The sequence below is a fragment of the Streptomyces sp. NBC_01707 genome (assembly GCF_041438805.1).
In the GTDB taxonomy this organism is placed as follows: domain Bacteria; phylum Actinomycetota; class Actinomycetes; order Streptomycetales; family Streptomycetaceae; genus Streptomyces.
This window is the reverse complement of sequence record NZ_CP109190.1, coordinates 7,114,698-7,132,713: the sequence shown is the minus strand read 5'-3', so window position 1 is coordinate 7,132,713 and position 18,016 is coordinate 7,114,698. Positions and strand designations below refer to the sequence as shown.

General features: G+C 71.2%; 17 protein-coding genes and 1 riboswitch. Of the genes, 5 read left to right on the top strand and 12 right to left on the bottom strand.

The genetic code is table 11. The annotated features are described in order from the left end of the window. Position 1: 1 nt before the first annotated feature. The 4 genes from OG963_RS31940 to OG963_RS31925 all read right to left on the bottom strand — a co-directional run bounded on the left by OG963_RS31940 (position 2) and on the right by OG963_RS31925 (position 3,210). Positions 2–460, bottom strand: coding sequence for a DUF5304 domain-containing protein (locus OG963_RS31940; protein ID WP_030919216.1), 459 nt, complete (start codon positions 458–460; stop codon positions 2–4). Positions 461–554: 94 nt separating this feature from the next. Next, positions 555–1,817, bottom strand: coding sequence for an ArsA family ATPase (locus OG963_RS31935; protein ID WP_093929617.1), 1,263 nt, complete (start codon positions 1,815–1,817; stop codon positions 555–557). A 4-nt stretch (positions 1,818–1,821) separates the two neighbouring features. Then, entirely contained in the window at positions 1,822–2,271 is a 450-nt protein-coding gene (locus tag OG963_RS31930; RefSeq protein ID WP_093771563.1) for an SRPBCC family protein, read from the bottom strand. 132 nt (positions 2,272–2,403) lie between these two features. Further along, positions 2,404–3,210 carry a metallophosphoesterase gene (locus OG963_RS31925; RefSeq protein WP_093771561.1) on the bottom strand — a complete coding sequence of 269 codons (807 nt, stop codon included), beginning with the start codon at positions 3,208–3,210 and terminating at the stop codon, positions 2,404–2,406. A 279-nt stretch (positions 3,211–3,489) separates the two neighbouring features. Here OG963_RS31925 and OG963_RS31920 point away from each other — a divergent pair, with 279 nt between their 5' ends. Both OG963_RS31920 and OG963_RS31915 read left to right on the top strand, forming a co-directional pair. After that, positions 3,490–5,286 carry a long-chain fatty acid--CoA ligase gene (locus OG963_RS31920; protein ID WP_093929616.1) on the top strand — a complete coding sequence of 599 codons (1,797 nt, stop codon included), beginning with the start codon at positions 3,490–3,492 and terminating at the stop codon, positions 5,284–5,286. 97 nt (positions 5,287–5,383) lie between these two features. Next, the gene (locus OG963_RS31915; RefSeq protein ID WP_093771557.1) at positions 5,384–5,851 is read left to right on the top strand and encodes a hypothetical protein; all 468 of its coding nucleotides are present in this window, start codon (positions 5,384–5,386) and stop codon (positions 5,849–5,851) included. Between the two features lie 53 nt (positions 5,852–5,904). Here the strand turns inward: OG963_RS31915 and OG963_RS31910 are convergent, their stop codons facing one another. Beyond that, positions 5,905–7,047: a glycosyltransferase family 4 protein gene (locus tag OG963_RS31910; protein ID WP_030919202.1), complete on the bottom strand. Its 1,143-nt coding sequence runs from the start codon at positions 7,045–7,047 to the stop codon at positions 5,905–5,907. A gap of 100 nt (positions 7,048–7,147) precedes the next feature. Between OG963_RS31910 and OG963_RS31905 the strand changes: the two genes are divergently transcribed. Continuing rightward, entirely contained in the window at positions 7,148–8,446 is a 1,299-nt protein-coding gene (locus OG963_RS31905; RefSeq protein ID WP_093771555.1) for a glycosyltransferase family 87 protein, read from the top strand. Here the strand turns inward: OG963_RS31905 and OG963_RS31900 are convergent. The 5 genes from OG963_RS31900 to OG963_RS31880 all read right to left on the bottom strand — a co-directional run bounded on the left by OG963_RS31900 (position 8,403) and on the right by OG963_RS31880 (position 13,902). Next, complete coding sequence (locus OG963_RS31900) at positions 8,403–9,671, bottom strand: hypothetical protein (RefSeq protein WP_093771553.1); 1,269 nt, start codon at positions 9,669–9,671, stop codon at positions 8,403–8,405. The genes OG963_RS31905 and OG963_RS31900 overlap by 44 nt on opposite strands. Before the next feature lie 17 nt (positions 9,672–9,688). Next, a complete protein-coding gene (locus OG963_RS31895) occupies positions 9,689–10,714 on the bottom strand; it encodes an NlpC/P60 family protein (protein ID WP_093771551.1) in 1,026 nt (341 codons plus the stop codon). A gap of 238 nt (positions 10,715–10,952) precedes the next feature. Next, positions 10,953–11,978: an NlpC/P60 family protein gene (locus OG963_RS31890; RefSeq protein ID WP_093929713.1), complete on the bottom strand. Its 1,026-nt coding sequence runs from the start codon at positions 11,976–11,978 to the stop codon at positions 10,953–10,955. 283 nt (positions 11,979–12,261) lie between these two features. Next, positions 12,262–13,623 (bottom strand): NYN domain-containing protein, encoded by a 1,362-nt coding sequence (locus OG963_RS31885; protein ID WP_030933557.1) that lies wholly within the window; start codon positions 13,621–13,623, stop codon positions 12,262–12,264. Positions 13,624–13,659: 36 nt separating this feature from the next. Then, positions 13,660–13,902 carry a hypothetical protein gene (locus tag OG963_RS31880; RefSeq protein ID WP_030933560.1) on the bottom strand — a complete coding sequence of 81 codons (243 nt, stop codon included), beginning with the start codon at positions 13,900–13,902 and terminating at the stop codon, positions 13,660–13,662. Positions 13,903–14,062: 160 nt separating this feature from the next. Between OG963_RS31880 and OG963_RS31875 the strand changes: the two genes are divergently transcribed. Beyond that, on the top strand, positions 14,063–14,812 hold the full coding sequence (locus OG963_RS31875; RefSeq protein WP_030933563.1) for a rhomboid family intramembrane serine protease: 750 nt from the start codon (positions 14,063–14,065) through the stop codon (positions 14,810–14,812). Further along, positions 14,809–15,090, top strand: a complete 282-nt coding sequence (locus OG963_RS31870) for an Lrp/AsnC family transcriptional regulator (RefSeq protein WP_005318592.1) — start codon at positions 14,809–14,811, stop codon at positions 15,088–15,090. The genes OG963_RS31875 and OG963_RS31870 overlap by 4 nt, the downstream gene beginning before the upstream one ends. 88 nt (positions 15,091–15,178) lie before the next feature. Here the strand turns inward: OG963_RS31870 and OG963_RS31865 are convergent, their stop codons facing one another. Then, a complete protein-coding gene (locus tag OG963_RS31865; protein ID WP_371799722.1) occupies positions 15,179–16,555 on the bottom strand; it encodes an aminotransferase class V-fold PLP-dependent enzyme in 1,377 nt (458 codons plus the stop codon). A gap of 178 nt (positions 16,556–16,733) precedes the next feature. After that, positions 16,734–16,851, bottom strand: a riboswitch (SAM riboswitch). A gap of 85 nt (positions 16,852–16,936) precedes the next feature. Further along, positions 16,937–18,001: an anthranilate phosphoribosyltransferase gene (gene trpD, locus OG963_RS31860; protein WP_093771525.1), complete on the bottom strand. Its 1,065-nt coding sequence runs from the start codon at positions 17,999–18,001 to the stop codon at positions 16,937–16,939. Positions 18,002–18,016 lie beyond the last annotated feature (15 nt).

The following is an 18,016-nucleotide window of genomic DNA, read 5'->3' as shown; positions in this document are numbered from 1 at the left end:
GTCAGTCCAGGTCGATGTGTTCGCCCCCGCCGGTGCCGCCGTCGCGCGGGTCGGTGGGGTCGTCGGCCTTCTTCGAGGGGCTGCCGGGGTCGGAGGCGCCCTGGGTCCAGCGACGCTCCTGGCCCTCGACGGCGGAGCGGTAGGCGGCGAGGAGTTCGCTGCCGGCCGCGGCGATGTGGTCGAAGACATCGGGGTTGCGTTCGATGACGGGCTCGACGACGGATTTCGCCTGCTTGATCACCTGCTGTACGGCGCCCTGGGCGGCCACGCCGAACAGCGGGGACTGGAGGCCGGCGACCTTGTCGGCCACGGCATCGACCAGTTTGCGCAGTTCTTCGGCGGCGGAGCCGGGCGGCGGGCCGTGCTGGGCACGACGGCGGGCCTTCTCCGCTTCGAGATCCTCGGCGCAGGCCTTCGCCCACGCGTCGTCGTCGACGGGACGATCGGTGGCTTCGCTCATGGCGGACTCCTGCGGCATGGTTGCGGACGGTGACACGTACGGTGGCGCATAAGGGACACGCACTACCGACGTTACCCGAACGGTGGTACGCCGTTCAGGATGTCCGCGGCCACAGGCCCGGGTCCGGGGTGAAGCGGACGCGCAGCACACCGTCGGTGAGCGCCGCGCCGGAGACCGTGCAGCGGCGCAGCCCGGACTCCAGCTCCACGATCCGCCGGAACGGGCCGACGGTCAGCAGCAATTCGTCGCCGCGCCGCACCAGCTGGAGCTCCTCCTTGACGGCTCCGGGCAGCGGCAGGCACCAGACCAGGACCCCATCGGGGCCGTCCGGGGCGCTCGGGCCCTCGATCCACCAGGGGTTGTCGGCACGCCCGGCCGTCCGGTCGGCGGGTTCGACGGCGAGCCCGTCGCCCTCGAAGCGGCCTCCCCCGGTGCCCGCCGCCTCGAAGGCGGTGCGGTTCGCCCCGGTGTCGAGAAGAGTGAGGTCGTCGAGTCCCTGCGGGTCCCGGCCGAGGTGGGGCACCTCGCACAGGGAGGTGGCGGGCGCCCACTCCTCGTACCAGTGGTCGACGCACTTCTCCTGCTGTGCGGCGAGCGCGGCGAACCACGGGTCGGACGAGTGACGGGGCAGCACCCGGTTGACGGTGAGGGTGTCGACGCGCAGCCCGTGCAGGGCGAGTGCGGTGCGGGCTGCGCGCAGGGCGTCCTCGGCGGCGGGTCCGGGTTCGGCGACGAGACGGACCGTGGTGCCCCGGTCCTCGATCAGCGTCTGGACGGCGGCCAGCTCGGCGTCGCGTCGGGCGGCGGTCTCGTAAAGCCACTGGGCGGGCATCGGAACGCCGGCGAGCTGTGCCAGCATCGGGCGCAGAGCGCGGGCGGCCTGGCGCTCCGGGGGCAGCAGGCGACGCAGATAGCGGCGCAGCTGCTCGGGCAGGGCGAGGACGGCGAGGGCTTCGCGCAGCGGCGGGAGGTCGACGACGAGAAGCTCGTGGCCGTCGTGCGACCAGTCGCCCTCGGCGGCGCGGCGCAGGGTGTGCAGCAGGGCGAGTTGGCCGCTGCCGGGGAGTTCGGTCAGCTCCTCGGCGTCGAGCCGGTTGCCGCCGAGGAGGTCCAGTACCGGGGACGCCTGGTCCTGGAGGGCCAGGAGTTCGGCGCGGAAGTGCTCGCCGGAGTCGACGCGGGCGAACCGGAGTCCTTCGGTGACCTCGGTGGGTTCCGTGGCGTCGGGGAAGCCGGGTATGGCGTCGGCGGACAGCAGCAGCGTGCGGCTGCCGCGGCGGGCGGCGGCCAGCGCGGTCGCCGCCGCGACGGTGGTACGGCCGGCGCCGCCGGGGCCGGTGACGAGGACCGTACGCACCGGGTCAGCCCTGCGGAACGGACTCGACGCGCTTCTTCAGACCGGCCAGTGCGCGGTCGATGATGACCTTCTCGGCCTTGCGCTTGATCATGCCGAGCATCGGGATCTTGACGTCGACGGTCAGCCGGTAGGTGACCTCGGTTCGGCTGCCGTCACCGATCGGGGCCAGCGCGTAGGAGCCGTCGATGGCGCGCAGCATCTGGGACTTGACCAGGGTCCAGCTGACCTCGTGCTCCCCGATCCAGGTGTACGCGAGGGTGTGGTCGTCCTTGATCGCACCGGCATCGAGGACGAGGCGCACCTTCTCGGCGCGGCCGTTGTCGTCCTTGGCAAGGATTTCGGCCTCCTTGACCTCGCCGGTCCACTCCGGGTAACGGTCGAAGTCGGCGATCACGCCCATGACGTCGGCCGGTGCCGCCTCGATCGTGATGCTCGAGCTGGTGTGTTCAGCCATCGCTGTGGCTCCTCCAGTGCGGGGTACCGGTCGGTCGGCAGAGGCCTGCCGCCAGAAGGCTATCGCGTGCGCGGGGCGCATCGTCCCAGGGTCCGGTCGGCACGGCCCACCGGTCCCGGCCGCCGCTCCTGGTCACCACTCCAGGGCCCACGGCCGGCCGGTCGAGGCGAAGTGCCCGACGTTCACACATTCGGTGGCACCGATCCGCATCCGGCGGACCAGCGGCTGGTGGACATGGCCGAAAAGCGCGTACCGGGGGCGGGACCGGCGGATCGCGTCGAGCAGGGCCCGGCTGCCGCGCTCGAAGCGGCGCGCCACCGTGTCGTACGTCAGTTCCGGCACGTCGGGCGGGATGTGCGTGCACAGGACGTCCACCTCGCCGATCGCCTCGACCTTGGCGGCGTACGCCTCGTCACTGATCTCGTACGGGGTGCGCATCGGGGTCTGCAGTCCGCCGCCGACGAAGCCGAAGACCCGGCCTCCGATCTCGACGCGTTCACCGTCCAGGACGGTGGTGCCGGGGCGGGCGTACTCGGGCCAGAGACCGGGGATGTCGACATTGCCGTAGGTGGCGTACGTGGGAGTGGGCAGCGCGTCGAACAACTCGGCGTACTGCTTGCGCACCGCGCCGACGATGGCGGCATTGCGGTCCAGGCCCGCCCAGAGACGACGCCCGAAGTCCCGGGCCTCCTCGAAGCGGCGGGCGGTGCGCAGTTCGACGATCCGGTCGGCGTTCTCGACACCGAAGAGATCGGGGAAGATACCGCGTGAGTGGTCGGCGTAGTCGAGGAAGAGCACCAGGTCACCGAGACAGATGAGCGCGTCCGCACCGTCCCCGGCGCGGGCCAGCGCTTCGGTGTTCCCATGCACGTCACTGACCACGTGGATGCGGGTACGACGTGCGGTGGCAACATCACGGCTGTTCGGTCCGGCTCGCATGGCGATCACCCTAGGACGACGCCCGCAGCATGGGTAGAGCCGCCGGACCTGCGGTTACTTCCTGGTCGTAACCCGGGTGCACTACTGTGCGCGCAAGGACGACCAATATGTGTGACGCATAAAACATCTGGCCGGAACCCCCTATCCGGAACCTAGTACTGATGGGTAACGTCCGGGCAGTCCAGTCGTGCTCACCCCACTGAGTACCCGCCAATCTTGGACCGCATCCGGTGCGTCACACAGTGCCGTGGCACCGGAGCCCGATGAGGAGCAGCAGTCTTGCGCGAGTTCAGCCTTCCGGCCCTGTACGAGGTCCCCTCGGACGGCAACCTGACGGATCTCATCCGCCGCAATGCCGCGCAGCATCCCGACGTCGCGGTGATGAGCCGCAAAGTGGCAGGCGTCTGGACCGATGTGACCGCCACCCAGTTCCTGGCCGAGGTCAGAGCCGCCGCCAAAGGCCTGATCGCCGCGGGCATCGAGCCCGGTGACCGGGTCGCGCTCATGTCCCGTACCCGTTTCGAATGGGTCCTGCTCGACTTCGCGATCTGGAGCGCCGGGGCGGTCACCGTCCCGGTGTACGAGACGAGTTCCGCCGAGCAGGTCCAGTGGATCCTCGGCGACTCGGGAGCGGTCGCGGCCCTCGTCGAGAGCGACGCGCACGCCGAGTCCGTCAGCTCCGTGCGTGACCGGCTGCCCGGCCTGCGCAACGTCTGGCAGATCGACAAGGGCGCGGTCGACGAGCTGACCACGGCGGGCATCCAGGTCTCGGAGGAGACCGTCGACCTGCGCAGCGCGAGCGCCAGGGCCGACGACCCGGCGACCATCGTCTACACCTCGGGCACCACCGGCCGCCCCAAGGGCTGTGTGCTCACGCACCGCAGCTTCTTCGCGGAGTGCGGCAATGTGGTGGAGCGGCTCAGGCCTCTCTTCCGCACCGGCGAGTGTTCCGTTCTGCTCTTCCTGCCCGCGGCCCATGTGTTCGGGCGGCTGGTCGAGGTGGCGTCGGTGATGGCGCCCATCAAGCTCGGCTGCGTCCCCGACATCAAGAACCTCACCGATGAGCTGGCCTCGTTCCGGCCGACGCTGATCCTCGGTGTGCCGCGGGTCTTCGAGAAGGTCTACAACTCGGCGCGCGCCAAGGCGCAGGCCGACGGCAAGGGCAAGATCTTCGACAAGGCCGCGAACACGGCGATCGCGTACAGCCGCGCGCTGGGCACCCCCGAGGGCCCGTCCATCGGCCTGAAGTTCAAGCACAAGGTGTTCGACCGGCTGGTCTTCAGCAAGCTGCGGGCCGTGCTCGGTGGCCGCGGCGAGTACGCGATCTCCGGCGGCGCGCCGCTGGGCGAGCGGCTCGGCCACTTCTACCGCGGCATCGGCTTCACGGTGCTGGAGGGCTACGGCCTCACCGAGACGTGCGCGGCCACCGCCTTCAACCCGTGGGACCGGCAGAAGATCGGTACGGTCGGCCAGCCGCTGCCCGGATCGGTCGTCCGGATCGCCGACGACGGCGAGGTGCTGCTGCACGGCGAGCACCTGTTCGCGGGCTACTGGAACAACGAGGCGGCGACGGCCGAGGCGCTGGCCGACGGCTGGTTCCACACGGGCGACATCGGCACCCTCGACGAGGACGGTTATCTCGCGATCACCGGCCGCAAGAAGGAGATCATCGTCACGGCGGGAGGCAAGAACGTCGCACCCGCGGTGATCGAGGACCGGATCCGCAGCCACGCCCTCGTCGCCGAGTGCATGGTGGTCGGCGACGGACGGCCGTTCGTCGGTGCGCTGATCACCCTGGACGAGGAGTTCCTCGGCCACTGGGCCGATGAGCACGGCAAGCCGGCCGGCTCGACGGCGGTGTCGCTGCGTGAGGACCCGGAGCTGCTGGCCGAGGTGCAGCGGGCGGTGGACGACGGCAACGCGGCGGTGTCCAAGGCGGAGTCCGTGCGTAAGTTCCGCATCCTCGCCTCGCAGTTCACCGAGGAGGCGGGCCACATCACGCCGTCGCTGAAGCTGAAGCGGAATGTGGTGGCGAAGGACTTCGCGGACGAGGTCGAGTCCATCTACCAGCGCTGACCGGGGCGTTGGCCGGAACCTGGTCTTGTCCCCCGTCCGGCGGGCGGTGCAAGGGTCGCGATCACTCGAACTGATCCGCTTCCCTGGGGAGACCCCTGTGCGTACCGCCTTTCAGCGGGCCGGTCTGGTCGTGGCCGTGGCAGCCTCCGTCTTCGTGGCGGTGCCCGCCACGGCCGACGCGGCAGCGGCCGCGGCCAGTCCGACCGCGGTCTGCGGGGCCGACGGTCACAGCTACTCCGTCGTCGCCTCGTCCCCCGTGAAGTTCAGCAGCGGCACGATCTCCGGCACCGTCCACCTGCTGTACAGCAGCGGCAGCGGCAAGAACTGCGTCGTGACGGTCAAGACCTCGTACACGGGCACGCCCACCTTCACCACGGCCCAGCTCATCATCCAGAACGGCAACACGTACGTCGACCAGGGCAACTACACCAGCTACGCCGAGCCGGTCCGGGGCAGCGCCGCGGGCAAGTGCGTGAAGTACTGGGGCTCGATCAACACCGGGCCGGACGGACAGGCCGGGGCCAACGCCGGCGGCGGTCGCATGAGCTGGGGCAACTGCGGCTGAGAACACAGAGAAACGATGCCCGGCGCAGGACGCGCCGGGCATCGCCGTATGTCTCACAGCAGCGTTCTGAGCCGCTCCGCCAGCAGGTCCCAGCGCCACTTCTCCTCGACCCAGGCCCGGCCCCGCTCCCCCATCCGCTGCCGCAGCTCGGGGTCACCGAGCAGGGTGGCGATCCGGTCGGCGGACTCCTCCACGGAGCCGCCCCGCACCACCCAGCCGGTCTCGCCGTCCAGTACGGCGTCGGGAGCGCCGCCCGAGTCGCCCGCCACCACCGGCAGTCCGGTCGCGGACGCCTCCAGGTAGACGATGCCGAGGCCCTCGACGTCGAGGCCGCCGCGGCGGGTGCGGCACGGCATGGCGAAGACGTCACCCGCGCCGTAGTGGGCGGGCAGCTCCTCCCACGGCACCGGTCCGGTGAACCGTACGGAGTCGCTGACGCCCGTCTCCTCGGCCAGCTTCTTCAGCTCCTTGGCGTACGGTCCGCCACCGACGATCAGCAGTACGGCGTCCGGCTCGCGTGCCAGGATCGCGGGCATCGCGAGGATCAGGGTGTCCTGTCCCTTGCGGGGCACGAGCCGCGACACGCAGACCACGACGGGCCGGTCGGTGAGCCCGAGCCGGGCCCGGACCCGGTCCCCGCCGGAGTTCGGATGGAAGATCTTCTCGTCGACGCCGGGCGGCAGTTGGACCATGCGGCCCGCGGCCTCGGGGGTGAGCGCGGCCGCGATCCTGGAGCGGGTGTACTCGCCGAGGTACGTGATGGTGTCCGTGCCCTCCCCGATCCGGCGCAACAGCTGCCGGGACGCGGGCAGTTGGGCCCAGGCCGCCTCGTGCCCGTGCGCCGTCGCGACCAGCCGCCGGGCGCCGGCCTTCCGCAGCGCCGGTGCCATCAGCCCCAGGGGGGCGGCGGCGCCGAACCAGACGGATGTGCAGTCGTGTGCGCGCAGCAACTCGACCGCGCGCCGGGTCACCCGGGGGGTCGGCAGCAGCATCGTCGTACGGTCACGGACGACGGTGAACGGCTGCTCGGCATCGAACGCGGCGGTGGCCGCGACGCCCTCGGGGCTCCGCTTCCAGGTGGAGGCGTAGACGACAACTTGTCCGGGGTCCAGGCGTAGCGCCATATTGTGCAGAAATGCCTGGATACCGCCGGGTCGGGGCGGAAAGTCATTGGTGACGATCAGGGTCTTGTCCATCGCCGCTGACAGTACCGAACAGCTGGGCCTGATGGCTCCCGCACACAGACGCCGTGCATCATGGCTCATCGAGCCACCGGCGAAGGGAATGAGTGCGGCCATGACGGCAGCAGGCGGCACCGGCAGATTTCTCGCACCCGTGGCGGTGTGGACCCTCACCAGGGCCGTGTTGCTGCTCTGTGTCCTGAAGGTCATCACGGTGCCGGGCCCGGACGTGACGAGCGACGTCTCGATGATCTACCACGGCTGGTCCGAGGTGCTGAAGAGCGGTACGTACCCGCAGTCCGACGTCACCTGGCAGTACCCGCCCGTCGCGGCGCTCGCCATCCTCTCCCCCGCGCTGCTGCCGTTCCTGGACTACACCTCGGCCTTCTTCGTCCTCGTGTGCCTGTGCGACGCGCTGGTGCTGGGCCTGCTGCTGTACGCGGGCCGGCAGGCCGGCGGACGGACGGCGGGCGGCTGGGTCTGGGTGGCGGGGGTGCCGCTGCTCGGCACGACCGCGTACGCCCGCTACGACGTGATGGTGACGGCGGTCGCGGTGGCGGCGCTGCTGGCGGGGGCGCGGCATCCGCGGGTGCTGGGGGCGCTGGCCGCCTTCGGTGCGTTGCTGAAGGTGTGGCCGGTGCTGCTGCTCGTCGGCACGGCGCGCGGGGAACACACCCGCCGCTCGTGGACGGCGGCCGCGGTGACGGCGGCCGGTCTGCTGGTGGCGAGTGCGGCGGCGATGCCGGGCGCGCTGGCCTTTCTGGGCTTCCAGCGCGACCGGGGCACCGAGGTCGAGTCGCTGGGCGCGTTGGTGTTCCATGTGGCGCGGCAGTTCGGCTGGCAGGGCCGGGTGGAGCTGAACTACGGATCGCTGGAGTTCCTCGGTCCGCACGTACCGCTGGTGAGCACGCTGGCCCTCGGTCTGAGCCTGATCGCCTGCGGCTGGCTGGTGGTGTGGCGGCTGCGGGCCCGCACGACCGGGGCGAGCACCACGGCCGACGCGGCGTTCACCGCGGTCCTGCTGTTCACGACCACCAGCCGGGTGATCAGCCCCCAGTACATGCTGTGGCTGGTCGGTCTCGCTGCGGTCTGCCTGGTCTTCCGGTCCGGCCGGATGGGATTGCCGGCCGGATTGGTGCTGGCGGCGACGGGCGTCACGCAGCTGGAGTTCCCGCTCGGGTTCATCCACGTGGTGACCAGCGACGCAACGGGCGTGACGCTGATGTTCGTACGCAACGGCCTGCTGGTCGCGGCGACCCTGGTCGCCGCGAGGCGGCTGTGGCGGCGGACGGTGACCGAGCCGGGGAGGCCGGAGCAGCCGGTGCCGGTCCGGCCCGTCCCCGGTCGCGGGTCCGCACCGGCCGACGACGTCAGCCGAGACGGGACCGCAGATACTCCCGCCAGCGCGCCGTGAAGTCCTGCTCGGTCGTGCCGAGCACCTCGTGCAGGGCCTGCTCCACCGCTGCGCCCCGCCCCGAGTGCCCCCCGACGGCCCGGTAGAGGGCGAACAGCTTCTTCTCGCCCCAGTGGTCGGCAATCAGCTCGCAGGCCAGCCAGCCGCCCTCGTACGCCCTCGCGAGGCGTCCGGAGTCACCACCGAACCGGAAGTCGTCGTCCGTGGGGAGTGCGGCGGGCAGCTCGCCGCTCCGGACGGCTTCGGCCAGTTCCGGCGCGACCTGTGCGGGGGTCCGGCCCTCGGCACGGTAGGCCGCCCAGTCGGCGAAGCCCTCGGAGAGCCAGGTCGGGGTGGCGGCGGAGGTGCGGGCGCGGGTGGCGACATGGGTGGTCTCGTGGGTGAGGACCACCCGCTGTCCGAACGTGCCGAGCATCGCGTACGCCTGCGGGTTGACGATCACCCGGTCCGCGGGCGCCCGGCCCGGGCCGCCGGTCTCCCCGGTGGTGACGGCCGCGATGCCCCGGTAGTTCGCCACCGGTGCCCCCAGCAGCCCGGCCATGTCGTCGACCGTCCTCGGCACGACCACCACCACGCGAGCGGCCCAGCGCTCCGGCCAGGCGGCAGAGACGGCGGGCACGGCGCGGTCCTCGGTGTCCGCGATCCGGCGCAGCTCCTCCTGGGTGCGGCCGACGCCCAGGACCAGGCTGTGAGCGCCGCGTACGACCCGCACGTCGCCCTGCTGCCAGAGCTGCCGGCCGCCGTTCTTCCCTGCGCGGTCGGCGGTGATGTACCAGCGGCCGTCCACCCCGTGCCGCTCCAGGTCGAGCACCCGGTCGGTGGTGACCGGGGCGCTGTCGTAGCCCGCTATCCGGTACCGCAGTTCGACGTCGGCGGTGGCGCCGGCGGCGCCGTGCTCGTGCACGTCGGTCACTTCGTACGTCCACGAGCTCAACGGCACGTCCGCGAGATTGGCCAGTTCGCGGCGCTGGGCCGTCCGCAGCCCGGTGGCGCCGGGGGCGACCGTGGCCACATACGCGTCCGGGTCGTGACCCAGGACGGCGGCGGCTCGGCGGTCCAGGGTGGCGCGGATGTCGCGGACCGTGGTGTCGCGGACCGTGGTGTCGGGGGAGGTGGCAGCGGGGGCCGTGCAGGCGGACGCGAGCAGCAGAGCGGCGAGTGCCGCGCCCGCCGCGCCCCACCGTCCGTCACGTCCCCGGCCTGCCGTACGCCCCTGATCAGCCACCCGACCGAGGGTACGGGTCAGATACGGGTGACCGACGAGACGGGCATCATGCCGACCGGGTCGTAGCGGACCGGGGCGCCCGGGTACGGGGCGTGGATCACCTGGCCGTCGCCGACGTACATCCCGATGTGACTGGCGTCCGACCGGTACGCGACCAGGTCGCCCGGGCGGGCCATGGAGAGCGGCACCATGCGTCCGGCGTACCGCTGGGCCTGGGAGGTGCGCGGCAGGCTGACACCGGCCTGGGCGTACGCCCACTGCATCAGCCCGGAGCAGTCGAACCCCCCAGGCCCGTTGGCACCCCAGATGTACGGGCGTCCGACGGCATGCCGGGCCGCCATCACGGCGGCGGCTGCCCGGGACGAACCCGGCGGGAGATCCGTCATGCTCGGGAAGACGTCGTCACGGCCGGTGCGCGAGGCCCGGCCGAAGGCCGCGCGGTCCGCGCCGGGCAGTGAGCTCAGCAGCTGCCGGGCCCGCTCGAGCTTCTGCTCGACGGTCCGTTTGTGGCGGACGGCGGCGGCCCGGTCACGCCCCAGGCCGGCCAGCGAGCGGGCAGCCTCCGCACGGGCCTGTGCGAGCCCGCGCCGGGCGTGCTGGAGCTTCTGCAGAGTGCCCGCCCGACGGACGTTCAGCCGGTCGAGGGTGGCCGCCCGGTCGAGGTAGCTGTCCGGGTCCGAAGAGAGCAGCAGGGCGAGCGAGGGATCGATGGAGCCTGCGCGGTACTGCGCGGCGGCAGCCGAACCGACCACGGTGCGGAGCCGGTTGATCTGTTCCTGGTCGCGCGCCGCCCGCTCCTGGGCCCGGATCACCTCCCCGCGCAGCCGCTCGGCGTCCTCCCCGGCCCTGTTGAACTGCTCGGTGGCGCGCTCGGCCTCGCCGTACAACCGGTCGATCTCGGCCTTCGCGGTCCGGGGGGTGTCCTGCGGTTCGGCGCTCGCGGTGGCCGCCCCGAGTGCGGCGGCAGCGGTCGCCGCCGACAGGACTGTGATCCGGACGCTCCGGTTGACGCCAGGCTGTGTGGAACGGCGATGGGACACCACAGGACGCCGCACTCCCTTCCGCTGTACGCAGAGGTGCGCAGCCCCCTGCCACCCGGGGCGGGCGGACCGACGTACAGGAGCTGCACAGCAGGCAGACAGTAGCCGCGCGGCTACGGAGCGCCCAACGGCCGCGACGGTCGGGTGAGGGGTGCAAAAGCCGCCGCCCCGCCGGTGACCTGTGGTCTCCGGCGGGGCGGGCAGTCGGTAGGGGCGTGGGAATTCGCCCGTTCGGGCGTCGTCAGATGCGCACGCCGACCTGGAAGCTGCCGATGGTGTTCATCGACTCGTAGCGGACCACCGCGCCCGGCTTCGGGGCGTGCAGGACGGTGTTGTTGCCCGCGTACAGGCCCACGTGCGCCGTGTTGTTGAAGAAGACCAGGTCGCCCGGCTTGAGGGCGCTGCGGCCTATCTGGGTGCCCTGGTTGATCTGGGTGTACGTGGTGCGGGTGATCTGCGCACCGGCCTGGGCGTAGGCCCACTGGGTCAGGCCCGAGCAGTCGTACGAGCTGGGGCCGGTACCGCCGGAGACGTACGGCTTGTTGAGCTGGGTGGCGGCGGCCTGGAGGGCGGCGGCGCCGAGGGCGGAGGCGGGGACCTCGTTGCCGAGGTCGACCCGGTCACCGGCGGCGCGGCTCGCCCGCAGGTCGTCCTGGCGCATCTTCTCGCGCTCGGCGGCCGTCAGGGTGTTGAGCAGGCTCCGCGCCTCGGCGAGCTTGCCCTGGAACTTCTTCTTGTTCTCACCGAGCGTCTTGCGGACGTCCGCGAGGTCGGCCAGCTTGTCCTGGGCCTCCTTGCGCTGCTGCGCGAGGGAGCGCTGCTTCTCCTGGATCTTCTCCAGGGACTCGGTCTGCTTGGCCGTCAGCTGGTCGAGGGCCGAGGCCTCGTCGAGGAAGCTGTCCGGGTCCGAGGCGAGGAAGAGCTGCACGGACGGGTCGATGCCACCGGAGCGGTACTGCGCGGCGGCGAGCGAACCGAGGCCACCGCGGAGCGTGTTGAGCTCCTGCTGACCGCGGGCCACCTTGTCCTGCAGCGCGCCGATCTGCTTCTCGAGCTTCTCCTGCTGCTCCTTGGCCCCGCTGTACTTCTCGGTGGCCGTCTCCGCCTCGTGGTAGAGCTTGTCGACCTTCGCCTTGACCTCACTCTTGGTCGGCTTGGGGTCGGCGTGGGCGGCCTGGGAGGTCAGGGCAACGGCCGCGGCGGCGGTCGCGGTGAGCACGGTCACGCGGGTGCGGCTCGGCTGCTTGGGACGACGGTGGGACGCCACGAAGGCGAGCTCCTTCTTCCTCGAGCCGCCTACCGGGTTGTGGGGGATCGGATCCCCGGCTCCGTGCACGTCACGGACTCGGCGGTTCCTCCGCTGCCACCCCGGATGGGTGATCAACCGTGCGAAGGTTCGAGGCCCGACCTTAGTGACCATCTTGTGATCAGTTCAAATCCTCACAAGCAAAATCTCGCCCCAACGGTCACTTCTTTACTCACATCACACCGCGTGTAGCGGCAGCTTGACGGTCCGTTCCAAAGAAACCGGCAAGTCACCACAACTGGCGCTAGACGCGCGAAAGCCGCTTCAGGAGCAAGACGGACGCGACGGGCCTGGCCCCCGCCTTCGCGACGCCGTCCGCAACCTCCCGGTCGGTGGAGACCACGACGACGGGCCTGCCCGGCGGTTCGGCGCGGGCCAGTTGACGGATGAGCTCGTCGGCGGTGACACCCGGCTTGCTGAAGAGCACCCGCACCCCGCGTGGCGGTGCGAGCAGTACCGGAGCGGCCAGTTCGGCCCCGTCGAAGACGCAGGTCATCTCGGCGCCCGACTGTGCCGCGAGCACCGCGAGACCGCCCAGCAGCCGCAGCCGCTGCTTCTCCAGCGGCAGTTGCGGATAGCCGGTCTTGGTGACGTTGTAGCCGTCCACGATCAGATGCGCCTGCGGCAGTGCGAGCAGTTGGTCGAGCAGGGCCGGATCGGTGTCCGAAAGCGCCCTGGCGGCAATGTCCTTGGGCGACATCGCACCGGGCTCGACCGCGTCGACGCTGTCCGCGGGACGGATCGAGGAGGGTGGCAGGGCCAATTCGCGGCGCAGACCTCGGGCCGCGTCGAGCACCGTGTCGAGCAGCAGCCGCAGCCGCATGTCCTCGACCGAGCGGCCCTCTCTGGCCGCCCTGCGGCTCGCCTCGACGGACGCCTCCGCCTCTCCGAGCCGGGCCCGCAGCCGCCGGGTCTCGCTCTCGGCCGCGGAGATCCGGGCGGCCGCCTCGGTCCGTACGGTCTCGGTCTCGGCCTTGCCGCGGCGCACCGCGGCCTCACCGCGCTTGACCTCGTTCAGGGCGGAGCGCAGTTTGCGCTGCAGCGCGTCGGCTTCCTTGCGGGCCGCGTCCAGCTCACCGCGGAGCCGTTCGGTCTCGCTCCTGGTCTGGGTCCGGGCCTGGGCGAGTTCCTCGCGCAGCCGTTCCAGTTCGCGCCGGCTCTCCTCGTCGGCCCGTTCGGCATCGGCCCGCTGGACCTCCTCGCCGGCCGCGGCGACCAGCTTCACCCAGCCGACCGGGCGCAGCACATAGGCTGCCGCGGCCACATCGACGGGGTCGGCGGCAGCGGGCGGCGCCCCTGCCTCCACGGCCGCGGTCAGCTCGGGCTGGGACTCCCGGAGCCGTTCTCCGATGCGCTGGCGGAACAGTGTGTCGCTCTCCAGGGCGGCCGCCATCGCGTTCCCTGCGAACTTGGCGCGCCGACTCGGGGTGAAGCGGGCGTACTGCCTCAGCTGGGCCGGGAGTTCGGTGACCGTGAGGCCACCGAACGCGTCAGCGACCAGCGCGACGACCCGCCGCCGTACGCCTTCGGGCAGCGGGCGGTCGAGCGCCTCGACGGCGTCGCCGGCTCCAGCTGCCGGTTCGGCGCCGCTTGCGGGCTGCTCCACGATCCGTCACCCCAAATGTCTGTCCGCACGGCCCCGTCAGGAGTCGGCACCCGGCCTGTCGACTAGTTCGATCTGGTCCACCGCGTTGCACCAACGACACCGGACCGACTCGATGGTCTCACTGACCACCTCGCGCTCCTCGACGGTCGCCTCTCCTGCGAGGTCGAGATGCACGTATTCGACAACCTTGGACGAACGCGTCACGTCGAAGCGCGTGAGATTCCCGCAGAGCGTGCAGCGCCAGCGGGTCCCGTCGGTCGGCTGGGGAACCGTCGTCATCGTTGCGTCCTCTTTCGTCGAGCGTCGTGCTGCCTGCCAAGGATCTCGCGGTGCGCCGTCGAACTGCGGATGTCCTGCTGTAACCCTACGGCCTTGTGCATACCCATCGACACGGCGAGGCGGTCTGCCCCGTTCCATCACCTTGCGTCATGCTCTGTTCATGATCGAACGGCGGGCTGTGACGGGCGGACTGACCGGCAGGCTCCTGCGCGCCGCCACCGCGGGCGGTGCCCCGGTGACGTATGCCCTGATCGGCCTGTGCTGTGCCATTTTCCTGATCAGCCCGCTCTCCGGGTTCAATCCCTCGTACGGCACCGCCGACACCCTGCTCGCCGCCCAGGCCGGGTACTTCGAGCGCTGGGGGGTGATCCCCACCGAGCTGTGGGGCGGCTCGGCACATGCCCTGCTCACCCCGCTGACCGCGCTCTTCGTGCACGGCAGCTGGCTGCATCTGCTCGGCAACATGCTCTTCCTGTACGTCTTCGGGGCGATGGCCGAGGAGCGGATGGGCCGTGCCGAGTTCGCCTTCTTCTACCTCGGCTGCGGCTACCTCGCCCTGCTCGCGTACGCGGCGGCGCACGCCGACTCCGACCAGACCCTCGTCGGCGCCTCGGGGGCGATCTCCGCGGTGCTCGGGGCGTTCCTGTACCTGTTCCCCCGGGCGCGGGTCACCAGCCTCTTCCCGTTCCTGCTCTTCCTGCCGCTGCGCTTTCCCGCCTGGATCGTGCTGATCTTCTGGTTCGCCCTGCAGTGGATGGCGGCGCAGGGCGCGGGCAGCGGACCGGGGGTGGCCTATCTCGCCCATGTGGTCGGCTTCGCCACCGGCTTCCTCTACGCCTGGGGGCGCTACCGCCGTGGGGCTAGAGTGAAGACTCCAGCCACGGCCACCGAGGGAGAAAGCCAGCCGTGATCACCGCGATCGTGCTCATCAAAACCAGCGTGGACCGGATTCCCGAGATCGCCGAGTCCATCGCGGCGCTGGACAGCGTCAGCGAGGTCTTCTCGGTCACCGGTACGTACGACCTGATCGCCATGGTCCGGGTGGCCAAGCACGACGATCTGGCGGATGTCATCCCCGGCCGGATCAGCAAGATCCCCGGTGTCGAGGGCACCGACACGCATGTCGCGTTCCGTACGTACTCGCAGCACGACCTGGAAGCCGCCTTCGCCATCGGTCTCGACGCGTAGGTACGCCGCATCACGGCGTAATACTTCGGCCGGGGACGGGCAGCTGCCCGTCCCCGGCCGAAGTATTACGGCCTCGGCCACCGGCCGGTCAGACCTGGGCGGTGCCCCGGTCCGGGACGCAGCGGCCGTCCTCGGTGCGGTACTTCCACTGGGCACCCTCGCTCACCAGCTCCTTGACCGCGCGGACGAAGCGCTCGATGTGCTCGTCCGGCGTGCCGGCGCCGAAGCTGACCCGGATCGCGTTCAGCGAGCGCTCACCCGGCTCCGCCTCCGGCGCGCCGCACTCACCCGGGTCCTGCGGGTCGCTGCCGAGCAGGGTGCGCACCAGCGGGTGGGCGCAGAACAGTCCGTCGCGTACCCCGATGCCGTACTCGGCGGAGAGCGCCGCGGCGAAGTGCGAGCTGTTCCAGCCCTCCACCACGAAGGAGATGACGCCGACCCGCGGGGCGTCGTCGCCGAACAGCGACAGCACCTTGACCTGGGGGACCTCGGCGAGGCCCTCCCGGACACGGGTGACGAGCTGCTGCTCGCGGGCGACGAGGCGGTCGAAGCCGGCCTCGGTGAGCGCCTTGCAGGCGGAGGCGATGGAGTAGACACCGATGACATTGGGCGAGCCGGCCTCGTGCCGGGCGGCGGTGGAGTGCCACTCCACGTCCACACCTCCGTCGGTGCGCCGGGCGACCTTCCGGGAGGCGCCACCACCGGCGAGGTACGGCTCGGCGTCCTGCAGCCAGTCGGCGCGGCCCGCGAGGACGCCGGAGCCGAACGGCGCGTACAGCTTGTGCCCGGAGAAGGCGACCCAGTCGACGTCGAGCTCGTCGATGTCGACCGGGTGGTGCGGCGCGAGCTGTGCGGCGTCGAGCACGATCCGGGCACCGTGGGCGTGGGCGGCGGCGGCCAGCTCCTTCACCGGCCACAGCTCACCGGTGACGTTCGAGGCGCCGGTGACGCAGACCAGCGCAGGGCCGTAGGGGTCACGGCCGGCGAGCGCCCGCTCCAGCGTCTCGACGGCCTGGGCCGGGGTGCGCGGGGCGTCGAGGTAGGTGACACGGGCGTCGCGCCAGGGCAGCAGCGAGGCATGGTGCTCGGTCTCGAACACGAAGACCTGACAGTCGGCGGGGACCGCCGCGGCCAGCAGGTTCAGCGAGTCCGTCGTCGACCGGGTGAAGATCACCTGGTCCCCGGCGCGGCAGCCGAGAAACTCCGCAACCGTCTTGCGGCTGTTCTCGAACAGGTCCGTGGAGAGCTGCGAGAGGTAGCCGGCGCCGCGGTGGACGCTGCCGTAGTACGGGGCGTACGCGGCGACGTCGTCCCACACCCGCTGCAGGGCCGGGGCACTGGCCGCGTAGTCCAGGGCGGCATAGGCGACTTCTCCGCCGGTAACGAGTGGAACAGTCACGTCCTTGCCCAGAACAGGCAGCGGGGAACAAATGGACCGGTCAGCGGCAGCGGTGACAACAGACATGGCGAACTCCCGTACGAGGCAGGCGAATTCACTGCGCCGGCGGGTACGCGGCAGCGCAGGAGGAAGAAAAAAGGGGTGTGCGGAGAGGGGCCGGACCGGGCCCTATCGCATTCGCTTGCTCACAAGAGGCTCCTTGAGGACCAGGACCCCAGGGATGTGACATTCACAGATGTCGAGGGGTCCGCGCTTGCCGCAGACCTCGCTGCCTACGGCCTGGTCTTCACCCGGGGCACCCCGCCACGGACGGAGGGTTGCCGGACAGCGGGCCGGGGCCGTAGTCGCTGTCACTCATGACCTGCGCAGCATCTTGCCATACGTGCGTCGACGCGCAAGGCGCAGTCCAAGATCTGGACTGCGCCCCGGTCGGCATTTCCCGTTCGGTCAGGCGTTGCTGACCGTCACCCAGCGCTCGAGTGCCGCCCGGGCCGCACCCGAGTCGATGGACTCGGCGGCCTTGGCGATCCCGGCGGCCAGCTGCTCGTTCAACGTGCCCTCACCCGGGTCCAGCGCCACCAGCGCCGCCGCCGAGTTCAGCAGCACCGCTTCGCGTACCGGACCGGTCTCACCGGCCAGCAGCCGGCGGGCCACATCCGCGTTGTACGACGCGTCGGCGCCGCGCAGCGCCTCGACGGGGACCAGCTCGAGGCCGACGTCGCGCGGGTCGAAGGCCTCCTCGCGCACCTCGCCGTCCCGGACCACCCAGATCCGGGAGGTCGCCGTGGTCGTCAGCTCGTCCAGACCGTCGTCGCCGCGGAAGACCAGTGCCGAGTTGCCGCGCGCCGCGAGCACGCCCGCGACGATGGGGGCCATCTTCAGATCGGCGACACCGATGGCCTGGGAGCGCACCTGGGCCGGGTTGGTGAGCGGACCGAGGATGTTGAACGTGGTCTGCGCGCCGAGCTCCTTACGGGCCCGCGCCGCGTACCGCAGGGCGGGGTGGAACTTCACCGCGAAGCAGAAGGTGATACCCGCCTCCTCCGCCACCTCGACGACGCGCTGCGGGGCCAGCTCCAGATTGACGCCGAGCTTCTCCAGGACGTCGGAGGCGCCACTGGCCGAGGAGGAGGCGCGGTTGCCGTGCTTGACGACCTTGGCGCCGGTGCCCGCGACGACGATCGCGGACATCGTGGAGATGTTGACCGTCTTGGCGAGGTCGCCGCCAGTGCCGACGATGTCGACCGTGCGGCCCGGCACCTGGATCGTGGTGGCGTGCTCGTACATGGCGCGGACGAGTCCGGTGACCTCGTCGACGGTCTCGCCCTTGGCCCGCAGGGCGACGGCGAAACCGGCGATCTGCACGTCGGTCGCCTCGCCGCTCATGATGTTGTCCATCGCCCACGCGGTGTCGTCTGCGGTCAGGTCCTGGCCGCGCAGCAGGGCGTTCAGTACGCCGGGCCAGGAACGAGCCGCCACGCTGTCGCCGCCGACCGGGGTCACAACGTTCATGGTCCGCTCCTGGGG

Bases quoted from the DNA above. Each gene is read 5' to 3' on its own strand.
- OG963_RS31940 (WP_030919216.1), bottom strand. From the start codon at position 460: ATGAGCGAAGCCACCGATCGTCCCGTCGACGACGACGCGTGGGCGAAG.
- OG963_RS31930 (WP_093771563.1), bottom strand. From the start codon at position 2,271: ATGGCTGAACACACCAGCTCGAGCATCACGATCGAGGCGGCACCGGCC.
- OG963_RS31925 (WP_093771561.1), bottom strand. From the start codon at position 3,210: ATGCGAGCCGGACCGAACAGCCGTGATGTTGCCACCGCACGTCGTACC.
- OG963_RS31910 (WP_030919202.1), bottom strand. From the start codon at position 7,047: ATGGACAAGACCCTGATCGTCACCAATGACTTTCCGCCCCGACCCGGC.
- OG963_RS31905 (WP_093771555.1), top strand. From the start codon at position 7,148: ATGACGGCAGCAGGCGGCACCGGCAGATTTCTCGCACCCGTGGCGGTG.
- OG963_RS31880 (WP_030933560.1), bottom strand. From the start codon at position 13,902: ATGACGACGGTTCCCCAGCCGACCGACGGGACCCGCTGGCGCTGCACG.
- OG963_RS31875 (WP_030933563.1), top strand. From the start codon at position 14,063: ATGATCGAACGGCGGGCTGTGACGGGCGGACTGACCGGCAGGCTCCTG.
- OG963_RS31865 (WP_371799722.1), bottom strand. From the start codon at position 16,555: ATGTCTGTTGTCACCGCTGCCGCTGACCGGTCCATTTGTTCCCCGCTG.
- trpD (WP_093771525.1), bottom strand. From the start codon at position 18,001: ATGAACGTTGTGACCCCGGTCGGCGGCGACAGCGTGGCGGCTCGTTCC.